Source organism: Panacagrimonas sp., assembly GCF_965216805.1.
GTDB lineage: Bacteria > Pseudomonadota > Gammaproteobacteria > Nevskiales > Nevskiaceae > Panacagrimonas.
The window spans coordinates 759086-774996 of sequence record NZ_CBDCGN010000003.1; the positions used below are offsets into that span (position 1 = coordinate 759086).

A 15911-nucleotide genomic window follows, 5' to 3' on the forward strand; every position below is an offset into this window, starting at 1 on the left:
GAGTCTGCGCATGTTCAAGGCCGTGGCCAGCCCCTATCTGGTGCCGTTCGACGGTACGTTCCGCGTCGCGAAGTCGCCGACGCGACCGCCGGCCAAGGCGCCGGACAAGAAAGACCTCAAGCAGCAGCTCGAGGACGCGGTAGAGACGCTGGCGGAGCTGCAAAGAATCCTCTACGCCTACGATCACCACGCCATCCTGCTGGTGTTCCAGGCCATGGACGCCGCCGGCAAGGACTCCACCATCCGCGCCGTGCTGTCCGGCGTCGACCCGGCCGGCTGCGAGGTCTACTCGTTCAAGCGGCCGTCGGAGACCGAGCTCGACCACGACTTCCTCTGGCGCACCGCGCGCTGCCTGCCCCAGCGCGGACGTATCGGCGTGTTCAACCGCAGCTACTACGAGGAAGTGCTCGCCGTGCGCGTGCAACCCGAGTTTCTCGACCGCCAGAACCTGCCCGACCGGCCCGGGCTGGACCGGGCGTGGGAAGAGCGCTTCGAATCCATTCGCGATCACGAAAAACACCTGGCCCGCAACGGCACCGTGATCCTCAAGTTCTGGCTCAATGTCTCGCTCGAAGAACAGCGCGAGCGCTTTCTGGCCCGTCTCGACGAACCCGAGAAGAACTGGAAATTCGAATCCGGCGATCTTGCTTCCCGCGCGCGCTGGCCGGACTACATGAAGGCCTACGAGGCCGCGCTCAACGCCACCTCCATCGATCACGCGCCGTGGTACGCGATCCCTGCGGACAGCAAACCCTATATGCGCGCCACGGTGGCCGATATCGTGGTGCGCACCCTGCAATCGCTGGACCTGCGCTGGCCGAAGCTGGACCCGGCGGAGCGCGCAAAGTTTGACGAGATGCGCAAGTTGCTGGGCTGAGGTTGCGACCGCTCGCGCATGATCGGAAGCCGGCTCTCAGTTGGCCGCAACCGCAACGCCGCTTCTCCAACTGCGAGCCACCCGAAAGCCCAGCAGCACCGCCAGAATCGCGGCATACAGCAAGGGCTCCCGCAAGTCCGACTTCACCAGCCAGATGAAGTGCAGCACGCCGAGCATGGCCGCAATGTAGACCAGCCGGTGCAGCCGCTTCCAGTTGCGTTTCAACCGTCGCTGCCAGCCTGGCGTGGAGGTCACCGTCAGTGGTAGCAGGATCATCCAGGCGGCGAAGCCCACGGTCAGATAGCGTCGCTCGACGAGGTCTTCGGCCAGCGTCGGCAGAGACCATTGCAGGTCGAGCGTGAGGTAGACCGCGAAGTGCACGCAGACCCAGGCGTAGACCCACAAGCCGAGCAGCCGCCGCACCTGCACGAATTCGACTCGGCCGGTGAGTTGACGCAGCGGCGTCATCGCCAGGGTGAGCAGCAGCAGGCGCAATGCCCAGATACCGGTCAGGTGCGACACGGCTTCCACCGGATTGGCACCGAGCTGCTGCTGGACGATGCGCCAACTCAGTTCCAGCGCCGGCCACAGGCCCAAACCCCAGGCGACCGTGCGAAAGGCCCACAACAGCGGTAGCCGCTTCGGGCGCGACGGCGCCATCAAAAATAGACCACCGGGTCCATGCCGGCGTACAGCTCTGCGACTTCCGGATAGCCATTGAACGGCAGCGTCGGACGCTTGAACAACTCACCCAGACGCCGCTCGCTGGCCTGGCTCCAGCGCGGGTGCGGCACGTCCGGCTGCACGTTGGAGAAGAACCCGTATTCGTCGGAGGCCAGCAGACCCCAGGTGGTGGGCGGCTGGCGCTCGGTGAAGCGGATGCGCACGATGGACTTGATGCTCTTGAAGCCGTACTTCCACGGCATCACCAGGCGCAGCGGCGCGCCGTTCTGATTGGGAAGTACCTTGCCGTAAAGGCCCACCGCGACGAAGGCCAGCGGGTGCAGGGCCTCGTCCATGCGCAGGCCCTCGACATAGGGCAGCTGCAGGCCGCTGTACGCGGCGCGCGGCATCTGCACCGGATCGTGCAGAGTCTCGAATGCCACGTACTTCGCCCGCGAGTTGGGCCTGAAGCGCTGCAGGATGGACCCCAGGGGCACACCCACCCAAGGCACCACCATGCTCCAGGTCTCCACGCAGCGGAAGCGATAGATGCGATCTTCCAGTTGGCTGTCGCGGATCAGCGTGTCGACGTCCAGGGTGCCGGGGGCATCGCACTGACCGTCCACCGTGACCGTCCACGGGCTTGGCCGGAGCGTGTGGGCGTTGCGCGCGGGGTCGGTCTTGCCGGTGCCGAACTCGTAGTAGTTGTTGTAGGTGGTCACCGACTCGTACGAGGTCAGGGCCTCGCCACCGGCCAGGTCCTGTCTCGGACCGGCCTCGAGGTCGGCCAGCGCCGCCGCAGCGTCCGGCAGGCCGGGTGCCTCCGCCCCAACGCCGGACGGACCGCAACCTGCGAGCACCACTGCGGCGCCCGCGCCCAGTCCGGCAATGACGCGGCGGCGATCCAGATACACCCGCTCCGGCGTGATCTCGCTGGCGCGGACGGGGAACGGCGGAGTACGACGGATCAGCATGCGAAGTTTCGTCCCGGCAGCGCCCGATTCGACCGCCGCCAGCATCTCAGCCTGGAGCCGAAGGCGACACTCGGACCGGTCCGCCTGGCATGACCGAAACGCCGGCGTGTCCGAAAGCGGACTCCGAACCCGCCCGTCCCCGCACGTTGCGGAGGGTTCACCTGCGATGGGGTGAAGCTGATATCTACAGAATGTAGCGCGACAGATCCTCGTCGCCCGCCAGCTTCTCCAGCTTGCCGTCGACGTAGGTCTTGTCGATCGTCAGCACGGTGCCGGCCTTGTCAGGCGCGTCGAACGCCAGTTCGTCCATCAGACGCTCCATCACGGTGTGCAGGCGGCGCGCGCCGATGTTCTCGGTACGTTCGTTGACCTGCCAGGCCATCTCGGCCAGGCGACGGATGCCGTCGTCGGTAAACGTCACTTCGACCCCTTCGGTGGCCATCAGCGCCCGATACTGATCAGTGAGCGAGTAGTCCGGCTCGCTGAGGATGCGCACGAAGTCCTCGGTCTTGAGCGCATCGAGTTCCACCCGGATCGGCAGGCGGCCCTGCAGTTCCGGAATCAGGTCCGAAGGCTTGGCCATGTGGAACGCGCCACTGGCGATGAACAGGATGTGGTCGGTCTTGACCGCGCCGTACTTGGTGCTGACGTTGGCGCCCTCGACCAGCGGCAGCAGATCACGCTGCACGCCCTCGCGCGACACGTCGCTGCCGGCGAACTCGCCGCGCTTGCACACCTTGTCCAGCTCGTCGATGAAGACGATGCCGTTTTCCTCGACGTTGTGCAGCGCCTCGGTCTTGATCGCCTCTTCGTCGACCAGCTTGGCGGCCTCCTCCTCGGTGAGCTGCTTCATCGCCTGCGCGATCTTCATCTTCTTGCTGCGGGTCTTGCCCTGGTTGAGGCCGGCAAACATGCCCTGCAGCTGCTGGGTCATCTCCTCCATGCCGGGCGGGCCCATCAGCTGGACGTTGGGCAGCGGCTGAGCGATCTTGATCTCGACCTCGGTGTCATCGAGCTTGCCCTCGCGCAACTGCTTGCGGAACACCTGGCGTGCGGCACCGGACTCGCTCTGGCGCTGCGGGCTGGACTCGCCGAAGTCCTTGGGGGGCGGCACCAGCACGTCGAGAACGCGCTCCTCGGCGGCCGACTCGGCCTGGCTGCGCATGCGCGCGATGAACTGCTCGCGGGTCATCTTGACCGCGGCGTCGGCCAGATCCCGGATGATGGAATCGACGTCCTTGCCAACGTAACCGACCTCGGTGAACTTGGTGGCCTCGACTTTCACGAACGGCGCGTTGGCGAGCTTGGCCAGGCGCCGCGCGATCTCGGTCTTGCCGACGCCGGTGGGGCCGATCATCAGGATGTTCTTGGGGTGGATCTCGCCGCGCATCTGCCCGTCGACCTGCTGGCGACGCCAGCGGTTGCGCAGCGCAATAGCCACCGCGCGCTTGGCGCTGGCCTGGCCGATGATGTGCTTGTCCAGTTCCGCCACGATCTCGCGTGGGGTCATGGTGGAGGGGGTGTGGTCTGGGGTGCTCATGGAAAGCTCGGGAATCGGGAATGGAGAATCGGGAATCGTCAAATCGAAAGCAGGGTTGGTTTTTACGATTCCCGATTCCCGATTCCCGATTCTCCGGCAAGATCGATGTGCTCGATCGTCAGCGAATGATTGGTGTAGATGCAGATGTCGGCGGCCACGTGCAGGGCCTTTTCGACGATCTCGCGGGCACCGAGTTCAGTGTTCTCCACCAGCGCCCGCGCCGCGGCCGCGGCGAAACTGCCGCCAGAGCCGATGGCCATGACGCCGTGCGGCTCGGGCTCCATCACGTCACCGTTGCCGGAGATCATCAGCGAGGCCTCGCGGTCGGCCACCAGCAGCAGCGCCTCGAGCCGGCGCAGGTAGCGGTCGGTGCGCCAGTCCTTGGCCATTTCCACCGCTGCGCGCACCAAGTTGCCGGAGTATTTCTCCAGCTTGCCTTCGAAGCGCTCGAACAACGTGAACGCATCGGCGGTGCCGCCGGCAAAGCCGGCCATAACCTGATCGTTGTAAAGCCTGCGCACTTTGCGGGCATTGCCCTTGACGCGGGTGTTGCCCATGGACACCTGACCATCGCCGCCCAGCGCAACCTGATTGCCGCGCCGTACGGAAAGAATGGTGGTGCCGTCGAACTGTTGCATTGCTGGCCTCGTGGTATCCGATGGGCGGTAGATGAGGATGCCGCTTCGCGATTCAAGCGAGCCGGCCAGAGTTGGGGCGAACCTGCCCCGGTCTGTCCATACGGTTTGAATGCGCCTGAGCGAAGACGTATTATCAATTGGCAGAAAGTAATACGGTGGTCTTATGGGCACGCTCTCGTTGAAGGTTGCAGATGCGCTGGATCGCGACATCACGCGCATGTCGCGGCGCCAAGGCATCACCAAGTCCGAGCTGATGCGGCGCGCCGTGCAGCTATATCTGGCGCAACGCGACGGCAACGAGCCATTCGTGTCCGCGCTCGAGCTGGCAGGAGACCTCTCGGGCAGCATTGAAGGAGCGCCCCCCGACCTTTCCACCAACCCGAAGTACATGGAAGGTTACGGCGAGTGAGCCGGCCCAAGATTCTGCTCGACACGGGACCGTTGGTCGCGCTGTTGAGCAAGTCGGATTCCGCGCGTTCCTGGACGCTGGAGCAGTTCGGGACCCACTCTGCGCCCTTCCTGAGCTGCGAAGCAGTCCTATCCGAGGCTTGTTTCGTCCTGCGTCGGGACGGTCAAGACGCCAGTGGCGTACTTGGCCTGCTCGACCGCGGCGTCATCCGCATCGGCATGAGCCTGACCGAAGAAGCCAGCGCCGTGCGCAAGCTGTTCGAAAAGTACGGCGACCTCCCCACCTCGCTGGCCGATGCCTGCCTGATCCGCATGTCGGAGCTGTACGACCCCTGCCTGGTGCTCACCCTGGACCGCGACTTCCACGTCTATCGCCGCCGCGGGCGCCAGACCATCCCGCTGCTGCGTCCCTCACTTCGATAAAGCCATCATGGACTTCTCATTGCCGGCCGCCGTGCTTGAACTGCAGGACCGCACCCGTCGCTTCATTGCCGACGAGGTCATTCCGCTGGAGAACGACCCGCGCCAGCATCCGCACGGTCCGGAGGAAGCGCTGCGCGACGAGTTGGTGGCGCGCGCGCGTCGGGCCGGGCTGCTGACGCCGCACGCCTCGCTCGAACTCGGCGGCCTGGGCTTGAATCACATCGCCAAGGCGGTGGTGTTCGAAGAGGCGGGCTACTCGCCGCTGGGGCCGCTGGCGCTGAACATTCACGCCCCGGACGAGGGCAACATCCACCTGATGGAGGAAGTCTGCACCCCGGCGCAGAAAGAGCGCTGGCTCGAGCCGCTGGTGCAGGGCCACATCCGCTCCTGCTTTGCGATGACCGAACCCGGCGAGGGCGCCGGCTCGGATCCTTCGATGATGCAGACCGTGGCGGTGCGCGACGGCGATGACTACCTCATCAGCGGCACCAAGTGGCTCATTACCGGGGCCGAGGGTGCGAGTTTCGCCATCATCATGGCGCGCATGGAGGACGGCAGCGCCACCATGTTTCTGGCCGACATGAAGCAGCCTGCGATTCGCCTGGAACGCCTGATGGATTCGTTGGATGCCTGCTTCGTCGGCGGCCACGGCGTGCTGCATTTCGACCGGCTACGAGTGCCTGGCACCGACGTGCTGGGCGAGATCGGCAAGGGCTTTCGTTATGCGCAGGTGCGGCTGGCGCCGGCGCGCCTGACCCACTGCATGCGCTGGCTGGGTCAGGCGCGACGCGCCCACGATGTGGCGCTGGCCTACGCGCGCAAACGCCAGGCTTTCGGCAAGCCGCTGGGCGAGCACGAGGGTGTGGGCTTTCAGCTCGCCGACAATGAGATGGACTTGCACAGCGCGCGCCTCAATATCTTCCACACCGCCTGGGTGCTGGACCAGGGTGGGAAAGGCAATCTGGAATCGAGCATGACCAAGGTGATGGTGTCCGAGGCGGTATGGCGCGTGGTGGACCGCTGCGTGCAGGTGCTCGGCGGCCAGGGTGTGACCGGCGAGACCATCGTCATGCGCATCTTCAAAGACATTCGCGCATTCCGGATCTACGACGGCCCCAGCGAGGTGCATCGCTGGAGCATCGCGCGCAAGCTGGTGGGCGGGCGCGGCTAGGCAAGCGTGTTCGACGCCGATGAACACCGACATCTGCAACCGCTGGGTTGAGACGGCACGATACGTTCGAGACCATGCGTTCGAGCACGGGCCCGGCGTCATGCTCAAGCGATCTCAACTACGTCCATCCACGAAATCCGCGTCCAACGCTTTTCACATTCAAGTCTGTGTTCATCCGTGAAATCCGTGGCAAAAAACTCCCACTTCAACCAGAGCCCCCAACATGCAAAGTGACAAGGACAAGCGCGGCCCCCTGAGCGGCGTCAAGATTCTGGAGATCGAGAGCATTGGCCCCGGCCCGTTCTGCGCAATGCTGCTGGCCGACCTGGGTGCCAGTGTGCTCACGGTGCGCCGCAGCGGCGCCAAGGATCCCAACGCCGATATCCCGGTGCTGAATCGCAACCGCGCCGGCCAGGTACAGGCCAATCTCAAGGACGCCGCCGACCGTGAGCGCGTGCTGCAGCTCGCCGTCAAGGCCGATGCGCTGATCGAAGGCTTTCGGCCCGGCGTGATGGAGCGCCTGGGTCTGGGCCCGGAGGTTTGTCTGACGGCCAACCCGCGGCTGGTCTACGGCCGCATGACCGGCTGGGGGCAGGATGGTCCGCTGGCTGCAGCGGCGGGGCACGACATTAACTACATCGCGCTGTCCGGTGCGCTGCACAGCATGGGCACCAAGTTCTCCGGCCCCATGCCGCCGTTGAACCTGGTCGGCGATTTCGGCGGCGGTGGTCTGATGCTGGCGCTGGGTATCGTCAGCGCGGTGCTGGAGGCGCGCAGCTCCGGACAAGGGCAGGTGATCGACACCGCCATGGTCGAAGGTGCCGGCGTGCTCATGGGCATGATCTACGGACTGCGCGCGGTCGGCATGTGGCCGGCCTCGCGCGCCGGCAATTTCCTCGATGGCAGTGCCTGGTACTACCGCTGCTATCCGACCTCCGACGGGCAATGGATGGCGGTGGGCGCGATCGAGCCGCAGTTCCGCCGCCTGTTCCTCGAAGGACTGGGGGTGGGCGACCAGCATGACCAGATCGTGCGCCGCGACGATCAGGATCCGGAACTGCATCGCGAGATCACCGCCATCTTCCAGAGCCGCACCCGCGACGAGTGGACGCGCGTGTTCGACGGCACCGACGCCTGCGTGTCGCCGGTGCTGGCGATGGACGAGGTGGGTTCGCATCCCCACAACCAGGCCCGCGGCAGCTTCCGCGACGTCAACGGCGCCACCCATCCGCGACCGGCGCCGCGCTTCAGCCGCACGCCGCTGGCCGAGCCCGGCCAAGCCGTGGACAGCGCGAAAGCCTTGGCCGATTGGGGTCTCTGAGGCGAGCAGTCACGGGACTTCGGCTTTCGCGGCAGCGACCGGGCTGGGCAGGACATCCAGGCCAATATCACTGCAAGTGATAGCCCGACATATCCGACCGAGGTGTCCGCCGCGCTGACGGCGCCACACGCTCGGGCTTTGACGGGCGCCCGCTGCCGCATGAGCGCGAGCGCGCAGCGAGAAGGAGGGAGCGCAAGGGATGGACCATGATCGCCAGACGCCGCCGCGAACCTACGACGCCTTGTTCCGCCGCGGATTCGTGCATCGCGACCTCTATGTGGACCCACAGGTATTCGACGACGAGATGCGCCAGCTCTATGCGCGCACTTGGGCGTACGTCGGGCATGAAAGCGAGATTCCCCAGCCCAACGACTTCGTCGCCCGTCGCATCGGGCGTCGACCGGTCATCCTGAGCCGCACTGCGGCTGGCGGGATCGCGGTGCTGTTCAATCGTTGCACCCATCGCGGCGCCACCGTGTGTCGCGAAGCCCGCGGCAACGCGCGCAGCTTCACCTGCGGCTATCACGCCTGGACGTTCGCCAACGACGGTCGCTGCACCGGGGTGCCGCTGCGCCAGGCGTATGGCCAGGATTTCAAGCTCTCGGAACTGGACCTGGGTCGGCCGGCACGAGTGGACTCTTACCGCGGCTTCATCTTTGCGAACGTATCGGGCGAAGGGCCGGACCTGGTCGAGCATCTTGCTGCCGCGCGTCCGGCGCTGGACCAGTGGCTGGATCGCGACGGCGGCCGCGAGGTCATCGTGCGCAATGGCGCCATGCCCTTCCTGATTCACGGCAACTGGAAGCTGGTCTACGACAACGCCGGCGACGGCTATCACCCGCCGTTCTCGCACGCTTCCATGCTCAAGGTGTTCGGCGCGCGCTATGGCGACGTCGACATGCGTTACTACAACGCCAATTTCGACGACACGCCCATGTACGGCAAGGACCTGGGCAATGGTCACACCCTGCTCGACCAGCGTCCGTCCATGCACGCGGAGTCTGCGTGGAAGCGCCAGCACGTGATGCCGGGCTACGAGATCACCCAAGCGCTGCTGACCGAACGTCATGGCCAGGCCGAGGCGCTGCGCATGCTGGACGCCTCCACAGGTTCGGGCATGAACCTCAACATCTTTCCCAACCTGCTGATCATCGGAAACCAGATCCAGCTGCTGGAACCGACCGCGGTCGACCGCACCGTGGTGCATTGGTTCTCCACGACGCTCAAGGGCGCGCCGGAGGAGATCAACACCATCCGCATGCGCATGCAGGAGGATTTTCCGTCGTTCGGCGAAGTCGACGACGCCGCCAACTTCGAAGCCTGCCAGCAAGGCCTGACCGCGGTGCCGGAGATGGAGTGGGTGGACGTGCGCCGACATCTGGACACGGGTGTCGGCAAGCGCGATGAGGCCGATGGGCTGTGGCGCGAACCGATGTCCTCGGATCTGCACCTGCGCACCTACTACGCGCAATGGCTGCGACTGATGAACCGGGAGCGGCCATGACCTCAGGCGCGCAGCAGCAAGGCATCGCCAGGCTCGACCCGGCCTTCTACACCCAGCTCTGGGAGACTGTGCGCGCATGGCGTGCGATGGCCGAGATCCCGGCCGAGCGTCTGCCCGCGCGCGAGACCTGCGAAGCGGCCTGTCGCCTGCTGTACCTGGAATCACGCCTGCTCGACCAGAACCGGCTCGACGAGTGGCTGAGCCTGTACACCGACGACTGCATCTACTGGATACCGGCCGACATCGAGGCCTGCGACCCGCGCAACACGGTGTCCTGGGAGCTTAACGACCGCCGCCGTCTGGAAGAGCGGGTGGAGCGCCTGGCCACCGGCCGCGCCTATGCCCAGGTGCCGGCCACCCGCACCACCCATCACCTGAGCAATATCGAAGTCTTTCACGCGGACACCAACACCTTGCACGTGCTGTGCAATTTCCTGATCCAGACCCATCGCGTGAATGAGGCGGGCACCCGCTCGGGCTGGCTCGGCTACGTGCTGCGCCGGGTGGAAGATCGGTGGCGCATCGCGCTCAAGCGCATCAATCTGTTCGACGCCGATCTGCCGCAGTCGAATCTCTCGTTCACGCTGTAGTCGGAAGAAAGGGGAACCCATGAGTCAGCCCAGTGCCGCCGAGATCGCGCGCGCGGCCGCCAGCACCGCGGTCGGCCGTCCCAACTTCATCGCCCGCACCGCGCTGGACACGCCGCAGCGCCGCATCGCCATCGAGCAGCTCGTCGCCCTCATCGCCGAGCAACAGCTCGAAGTGGTGCGGGTGGGTTTCGTTGACAGCCACGGGCAGGTGCGCATCCATCCGATCGCTGCACGGCACTTCGCGCAGGCGGCGCGCAATGGTGTGGCCTTCACCGCCGCGGTGCTGGCAATGGACAGCGCCAACCTCATTTTCCAGAACGTGTTCTCCGCCGACGGCGGTTTCGGCGTCGAGCACATGGGCGGCGCCGGCGACATGCTGGCGATGCCCGACCCGGCCACGTTCCGCGTGCTGCCGTGGGCGCGCAAGACCGGCTGGGTGCTCAGCGATCTGTACCTGTCCAATGGCGAGCGCTGCCCGCTGGATCCACGCTGGATGATGCAGAAGGCCTGCAGCGCGCTGGATGCCTTGGGCTTCAAGTTTGTCGGCGGCGCCGAGATCGAATGCCACGTGCTGAAGATCGCCGATGCGCAGACCGAGCTTGCACACTGCACCCAGCCGCCGAATCCGCCGCAGGTCACCGCGTTGCGCCACGGCTTCCAGTACATGAACGACCAGGTCGTCGATGCGCTGGAGCCTTTGATCGAGCCATTGCGCGAGGCGCTGGTCGGCATGGGTCTGCCGCTGCGCACCCTGGAAGCCGAGTGGGGGCCGGGCCAGATCGAGATCACGCTGGACCCGCTGGTCGGGGTGGAAGCGGCCGACGCGGTGATCATGTTGCGTAGCGCCGTCAAGCAGGTTGCCCGGCGCCTGGGTCTGGTCGCCTCGTTCATGGCCAAGCCCAACCTGCCGAATGTTTTTTCCAGCGGCTGGCATCTGCATCAATCGCTGGTGCACAGCGCCAGCGGCGCCAATGCGTTCACTGCGGACGGCGACCACGTGTCCGAAACCGGCCGCCACTTCATCGGCGGCCTGCTGCGCCATGTGCGCGCCGGCATCGCGTTCTCCAACCCCACCATCAACGGCTACAAGCGCCTCAACGCCAATCCGCTGTCGCCCAAGCGGGCGGTGTGGTCGATCGACAACAAGGCCGCCATGTGCCGGCTGGTGGGCGGTGCCGGTGACCCGGCCACCCGTGTCGAGAACCGCACCGGTGAACCGGCCGCCAATCCCTACCTGTACATGGCGAGCCAGATCTTTGCCGGCATCGACGGTATGCAGACCCGCTGCGATCCCGGCCCGCCACTGGACGACCCCTACACGCAGACCCAGATGGAACTGATGCCGGGCAGCCTGATGGAAGCCATCGAGGCGCTGGCCAACTCTGAGCTGTACCGGCAGAACCTGGGGGATGCGTTCGTGCGCCATTTCGTGGGCATGAAACGCCACGAAATCTCGCGCTTCCTGTCCTATGTCACCGACTGGGAGCAGCGCGAGTATTTTGAGATGTATTGATTGAGGCGCCGGCGCAAACGATCCCGCCGAATGGTGTGAAGCGGGCACGCCGGAGCTGGCTGAAATCGCGCGTGCGGTTTGCAGAGCCGTCGTTCCAGGCCGTCACAACCCGCTTCAGGGCGCCCGCGTCCCACTTACCCGCCGGAATATCCCGCTGGTCCCGTGCTGGCCCTGCACCGGTCTCCGCGAATGGAAGATGGCACCCATGGCACCGGACTTGCACCCCTGCCGAGCAGTCACGGAAGTCGCGTCAAGAATCCGTGACTCACGGTCGGTCGATGCAAGACGGTTGCCGATTGTGTTGCCCTATCCCCAGATCCGGAGCTCGCCATGAAATCTGAAACCGCTTCCCACCTGCCCGCGGTCGCCTTTGTGTTCGGCACGCTGCTACTTGCCGTGCTGTGCGTGTACGGGGTCAGCATCGGCTGAACCCGAAGGCGCCAGGGCTGGCCTGAACGCGGGCCCTGGCGCCAACGGCAGCTGCGGAGCCCTCATCGAGGGCGTGCCTGTTCGCAGGCGTCAATCCGATCATCCTTCGGACTACTTCGCGACCTCCGGCGCGTCGATGCAGACCTGCCCGTCTTCCAGGGTGACCGGGAAGGTCTTGAGGGCAACGGTGCAGGGGAACGACAACGCCGCGCCGGTTCGCAGATCGAACGTGCCGCCGTGAAACGCGCATTCGATCACCGCGCCGTCCTGGTCGCCGTCGGTCAGCATCGCCAGGCCGTGCGTGCATACATTGCTGGTGACGAAGAACTCGTCGCCCGCGCGATATACCGCTAGCGGCCCAAAGCCTTCAGGCTGAACGGCGAGCGGCTGACCTTCGACCACGTCCTCGATCCTCGCCAATCCGATCCGCGCGCTCACGACATCACCTCCGTGCGCATCGTCGTCGGTTCGCCTTTACAGATCGATGTCGACGCCATAGCCCTTGGCCTCCACGCCGTGGCCGAAGATGTCGCTGGTGTAGTGCTCCTGCTGGGCGGGGGCCTTGCGCGCGCCCCAGCCCAACTCCCACAGCCAGCCGGAGGGATTGGCGCAGTAGAAGGTCAGCGCCTGGTCGTTGGAGTGCTTGCCGAGCTGCAGCGCCACGTCGACCTTGTCGCGGCGGATGCTGTCGTGGGCCAGTCCGAGGTCGTCCAGTTCGGTGTATTCGATCATCAGATGGTTGATGCGCTTGTCCATCGGCCCCAGGCCAAACGCCACCGAGTGCTGGCGCTCGTTGCAGTGCATGAACGTGGGTTGCGCGATCATCCCGTTGGGCAGCGCCAGCTTGTACTCCACCGACCCGCGCAGGCCCAGCAGCGAGTAGAAGCGATACGCGGCCGCGTCATCGCTCTGGCGCAGGATGCAGTGACCCAGACCCTCGCTGCCGGTCACGAAACGCCCGAACATGGGCCGGCCCGGATGGAACGGTCTGGCGCTGTCGATCAGCGGCCCGTAGAAGATCTCGGTGGGATTTCCGCCCGGGTCGACCAGCTTGAGCAGCCCCAGCACGCGGCGTTCCCGCGCTTCGGCCTCGGTGCCCACCCGGTATTCAACGCCCGCCTCGCGGAGCTGCTGCGCCATCGCGTCGAGCTCATCGGGCCCCGCCACACGCCAGCCCAGGTACTCCAGATCATCGTTGCCGCCGACATGAACCGTGATGCGGTGATGCCAGGAGTCCATGCGCAGGTAGAAGCGGTCGGATTCGCCCTCGTCCACCACCTGCATGCCGACGATATCGCCGGCATAGCGTTTCCAGGCGGCGGCGTCCTTTACCGAGATGCCCAGATAGCCGAGTTCAGTCACCCTGGTCCTGCTCATGTCCATGCTCCTTCGTTCTGTAGAGATCATCGTTGGGCTTCGCCCGCCGCCCCGAATCGGGCAGCGCGCAGCAGGCGTTAAGCGGACCATGCCGGCGCGCCGACGTTAAGCGCGCGCGTCTATAGCCATCATCAGCGCGGCTGATGGGCCTGACGAGTGGGTGTGTCATCCCATGTCGGAGGACGGATTCCAGCGGGCTCCGCTGCTGCGGTTGCGCTTCATCCAAGGGCCGACGAAACGGTCTCCTGCGGCCCACATCGATCCGTGCCCAAAGACGGTTGATTCCGCGCGCAAGGGCGGGCGTACAATTGCGGATATGGATACCGTCGTCATCGCTAGCCGCAATCTCAAGAAAGCGCGCGAACTCGAAGACCTGTTGTCCGACCTTGGCGTCCGCGTGCGCCGGGTCAGCGAGTTCTCGCCGGTGGAGCCCGCCGAAACCGGTGCCACCTTCATCGAAAATGCCCTGATCAAGGCGCGCCACGCCGCGGCCGCTTCGGGCCTGCCGGCCATCGCCGACGACTCCGGCCTGTGCGTGGACGCGCTGGATGGCGCGCCCGGCGTGCGCTCCGCGCGTTATGCCGGCGAACCGGCGTCCGATGCGGTCAACAACGCCAAGCTGCTGGCCGAGATGGAAGGCGTGGCCGACGACGCGCGCAGCGCGCAGTTCGTGTGTCAACTGGTGCTGCTGCGTGCACCCCACGATCCCATCCCGTTGCTAGCCGAAGGGCGGTGGCGGGGGCAGATCCTGCGCGCGCCGCGCGGTGCACAGGGCTTCGGTTACGACCCCTTGTTCTTCGTGCCGGATCAGAACCGGACCGCAGCGGAGATGGATCCGGAGCAGAAGAACCGGATCAGTCACCGCGGCCAGGCCATGACCAGTCTGCTGCAGAAATTGCGCGGCACATGACCACTGTGGCCGTGCCGACGGCCGCGGCACCGCAGTCACCACCCACCGACATCCCCCTCTCGCTGTATCTGCATCTGCCCTGGTGCGCGCGCAAGTGTCCGTACTGCGACTTCAACTCGCATGCCGTGCGCGGGCCGATTCCCGAAGCGGCCTACGTGGACGCGCTGATCCGCGATCTGGATTTCGAGCTGCAGGACACTGAAATCCGGCCGGTCGGCAGCGTGTTCTTTGGTGGCGGCACCCCAAGCCTGTTCTCGGCCAGCGCCATCGGCCGTCTGATCGACCAGGCGGCATGCCGCTTGCAGTTCGCCAGCGACGTCGAGATCACGCTGGAGGCCAACCCCGGCACCGCCGAGGCGGAGAATTTCCGCGGTTATCGCGCCGCCGGGGTGAATCGCCTGTCGATCGGCGTGCAGAGCTTCGATGATGCGCAACTCAAGACCCTGGGGCGCATCCACGGTCGCGCCGAGGCGCTGCGCGCGGTCGATATGGCGCGTGCCGCGGACTTCGACAATCTCAACCTGGATCTGATGTTTGCGCTGCCGGGACAGGCGCAGGATCAGGCGCTGGCAGATCTGGAGACGGCGATCTCGCTGCACCCCGAGCATCTGTCCTGGTATCACCTGACGATCGAGCCGAATACTGAATTCGCGGCGCGCCCGCCGTCGCTGCCAGATGTCGATACCGCGGCCGCGCTGCACGACGCCGGCTGCGAGCGTCTGGCCCGCGCCGGCTTCACGCAGTACGAAACCTCCGCCTTCGCGCAGGCCGGCCGCGCCTGCCGGCACAACCTCAACTACTGGCAGTTCGGCGATTACCTGGGGATTGGCGCCGGCGCGCACGCCAAGCGCAGCAGCCTGACGGCGGCGGGAATGCGCATCGAGCGGCGCGCGCGGCACAAGCATCCCAGGACGTTCATGGAGCGCGCAGGAGACCGGTCGGTCCTGCAGGAAGCCCGCCTGTTGCAGGCTGCCGAGCTGCCGTTCGAGTTCTGCATGAATGCTCTGCGTCTGCACCAGGGTGTGGCGCGCGAAGCGTTCGCGCAACGCACCGGCCGTCGTTTCGAAGAGTTGTGCGCACCTTTGCGCGAGGCCGAAGGTCTGGGCCTGATCGAACGAAGCGAGGCGCGTCTCATGCCCAGCGAGACCGGGCGCCGCTATCAGAACCGCCTGCTCGAATTATTCCTCTGAAGCTTTCGCTCGCTCGAAAACGCCCAGCATGCTCGAAGAAGCCTCGGTCACCTGCCCCTATTGCTGGGAGTCCATCGTGCTCGACGTGGACCTGTCGGCCGGCTCGCAAACCTATACCGAGGACTGCTCAGTGTGCTGTCAGCCGATCCTGGTGCACCTGCGGGTGGACGACCTGGACGAGGCCTGGACGGTGGACGTCGAGGCGGAAAACGCTTGACCCTAAGAGCCGCGATTTGCCGCGGATTTCACGGATGAACACAGACCAAAACATGAATCTGCTTAGGGTCCTTGCTTCACCGATTGGGTGACTTGAACGGCGCTGGCGAGTAGCCGGTTTCCAATCCGTGTCATCCGTGAGATCTGTGGCAAAAGCTTTCTCCAGG

General features: G+C 65.6%; 17 protein-coding genes. 11 read left to right on the top strand and 6 right to left on the bottom strand.

Annotated features, from left to right (window positions below; all coding sequences use genetic code 11):
• Positions 1 to 10: 10 nt before the first annotated feature.
• A complete protein-coding gene (locus ACOOHP_RS16565; protein WP_420467590.1) occupies positions 11 to 877 on the top strand; it encodes a PPK2 family polyphosphate kinase in 867 nt (288 codons plus the stop codon).
• A gap of 36 nt (positions 878 to 913) precedes the next feature.
• Here ACOOHP_RS16565 and ACOOHP_RS16570 read toward each other — a convergent pair whose 3' ends face one another.
• From ACOOHP_RS16570 to hslV, 4 genes are all read right to left on the bottom strand, one after another.
• Positions 914 to 1537 (bottom strand): sulfite oxidase heme-binding subunit YedZ, encoded by a 624-nt coding sequence (locus ACOOHP_RS16570; RefSeq protein WP_420467591.1) that lies wholly within the window; start codon positions 1535 to 1537, stop codon positions 914 to 916.
• Positions 1537 to 2514: a protein-methionine-sulfoxide reductase catalytic subunit MsrP gene (gene msrP, locus ACOOHP_RS16575; RefSeq protein WP_420467592.1), complete on the bottom strand. Its 978-nt coding sequence runs from the start codon at positions 2512 to 2514 to the stop codon at positions 1537 to 1539. Before msrP ends, ACOOHP_RS16570 begins: the two co-directional genes overlap by 1 nt.
• Before the next feature lie 184 nt (positions 2515 to 2698).
• Positions 2699 to 4054, bottom strand: coding sequence for an ATP-dependent protease ATPase subunit HslU (hslU, locus tag ACOOHP_RS16580; protein ID WP_420467593.1), 1356 nt, complete (start codon positions 4052 to 4054; stop codon positions 2699 to 2701).
• A gap of 62 nt (positions 4055 to 4116) precedes the next feature.
• Entirely contained in the window at positions 4117 to 4692 is a 576-nt protein-coding gene (gene hslV / locus ACOOHP_RS16585; protein ID WP_420467594.1) for an ATP-dependent protease subunit HslV, read from the bottom strand.
• Between the two features lie 163 nt (positions 4693 to 4855).
• Between hslV and ACOOHP_RS16590 the strand changes: the two genes are divergently transcribed.
• From ACOOHP_RS16590 to ACOOHP_RS16620, 7 genes are all read left to right on the top strand, one after another.
• Positions 4856 to 5101, top strand: a complete 246-nt coding sequence (locus ACOOHP_RS16590) for a CopG family transcriptional regulator (RefSeq protein ID WP_420467595.1) — start codon at positions 4856 to 4858, stop codon at positions 5099 to 5101.
• Entirely contained in the window at positions 5098 to 5523 is a 426-nt protein-coding gene (locus ACOOHP_RS16595; protein ID WP_420467596.1) for a type II toxin-antitoxin system VapC family toxin, read from the top strand. Before ACOOHP_RS16590 ends, ACOOHP_RS16595 begins: the two co-directional genes overlap by 4 nt.
• Positions 5524 to 5530: 7 nt before the next feature.
• Positions 5531 to 6694, top strand: coding sequence for an acyl-CoA dehydrogenase family protein (locus ACOOHP_RS16600; protein ID WP_420467597.1), 1164 nt, complete (start codon positions 5531 to 5533; stop codon positions 6692 to 6694).
• A gap of 223 nt (positions 6695 to 6917) precedes the next feature.
• Entirely contained in the window at positions 6918 to 8015 is a 1098-nt protein-coding gene (locus tag ACOOHP_RS16605; RefSeq protein ID WP_420467598.1) for a CaiB/BaiF CoA transferase family protein, read from the top strand.
• 199 nt (positions 8016 to 8214) lie between these two features.
• Complete coding sequence (locus ACOOHP_RS16610) at positions 8215 to 9519, top strand: aromatic ring-hydroxylating oxygenase subunit alpha (protein ID WP_420467599.1); 1305 nt, start codon at positions 8215 to 8217, stop codon at positions 9517 to 9519.
• Positions 9516 to 10109, top strand: coding sequence for an aromatic-ring-hydroxylating dioxygenase subunit beta (locus ACOOHP_RS16615; protein WP_420467600.1), 594 nt, complete (start codon positions 9516 to 9518; stop codon positions 10107 to 10109). Before ACOOHP_RS16610 ends, ACOOHP_RS16615 begins: the two co-directional genes overlap by 4 nt.
• A gap of 19 nt (positions 10110 to 10128) precedes the next feature.
• Positions 10129 to 11622, top strand: coding sequence for a glutamine synthetase family protein (locus tag ACOOHP_RS16620; protein ID WP_420467601.1), 1494 nt, complete (start codon positions 10129 to 10131; stop codon positions 11620 to 11622).
• A 540-nt stretch (positions 11623 to 12162) separates the two neighbouring features.
• Here ACOOHP_RS16620 and ACOOHP_RS16625 read toward each other — a convergent pair.
• Both ACOOHP_RS16625 and bphC read right to left on the bottom strand, forming a co-directional pair.
• Complete coding sequence (locus tag ACOOHP_RS16625; RefSeq protein ID WP_420467602.1) at positions 12163 to 12489, bottom strand: non-heme iron oxygenase ferredoxin subunit; 327 nt, start codon at positions 12487 to 12489, stop codon at positions 12163 to 12165.
• A gap of 36 nt (positions 12490 to 12525) precedes the next feature.
• A complete protein-coding gene (gene bphC, locus ACOOHP_RS16630; RefSeq protein WP_420467603.1) occupies positions 12526 to 13428 on the bottom strand; it encodes a biphenyl-2,3-diol 1,2-dioxygenase in 903 nt (300 codons plus the stop codon).
• A gap of 316 nt (positions 13429 to 13744) precedes the next feature.
• Here bphC and ACOOHP_RS16635 point away from each other — a divergent pair, with 316 nt between their 5' ends.
• The 3 genes from ACOOHP_RS16635 to ACOOHP_RS16645 are packed head-to-tail and all read left to right on the top strand — an operon-like array spanning position 13745 to position 15745.
• Positions 13745 to 14338: an XTP/dITP diphosphatase gene (locus tag ACOOHP_RS16635; RefSeq protein WP_420467604.1), complete on the top strand. Its 594-nt coding sequence runs from the start codon at positions 13745 to 13747 to the stop codon at positions 14336 to 14338.
• Positions 14335 to 15528: a radical SAM family heme chaperone HemW gene (gene hemW / locus ACOOHP_RS16640; protein WP_420467605.1), complete on the top strand. Its 1194-nt coding sequence runs from the start codon at positions 14335 to 14337 to the stop codon at positions 15526 to 15528. The genes ACOOHP_RS16635 and hemW overlap by 4 nt, the downstream gene beginning before the upstream one ends.
• 28 nt (positions 15529 to 15556) lie before the next feature.
• Positions 15557 to 15745, top strand: coding sequence for a CPXCG motif-containing cysteine-rich protein (locus ACOOHP_RS16645; RefSeq protein ID WP_420467606.1), 189 nt, complete (start codon positions 15557 to 15559; stop codon positions 15743 to 15745).
• Positions 15746 to 15911: the final 166 nt, after the last annotated feature.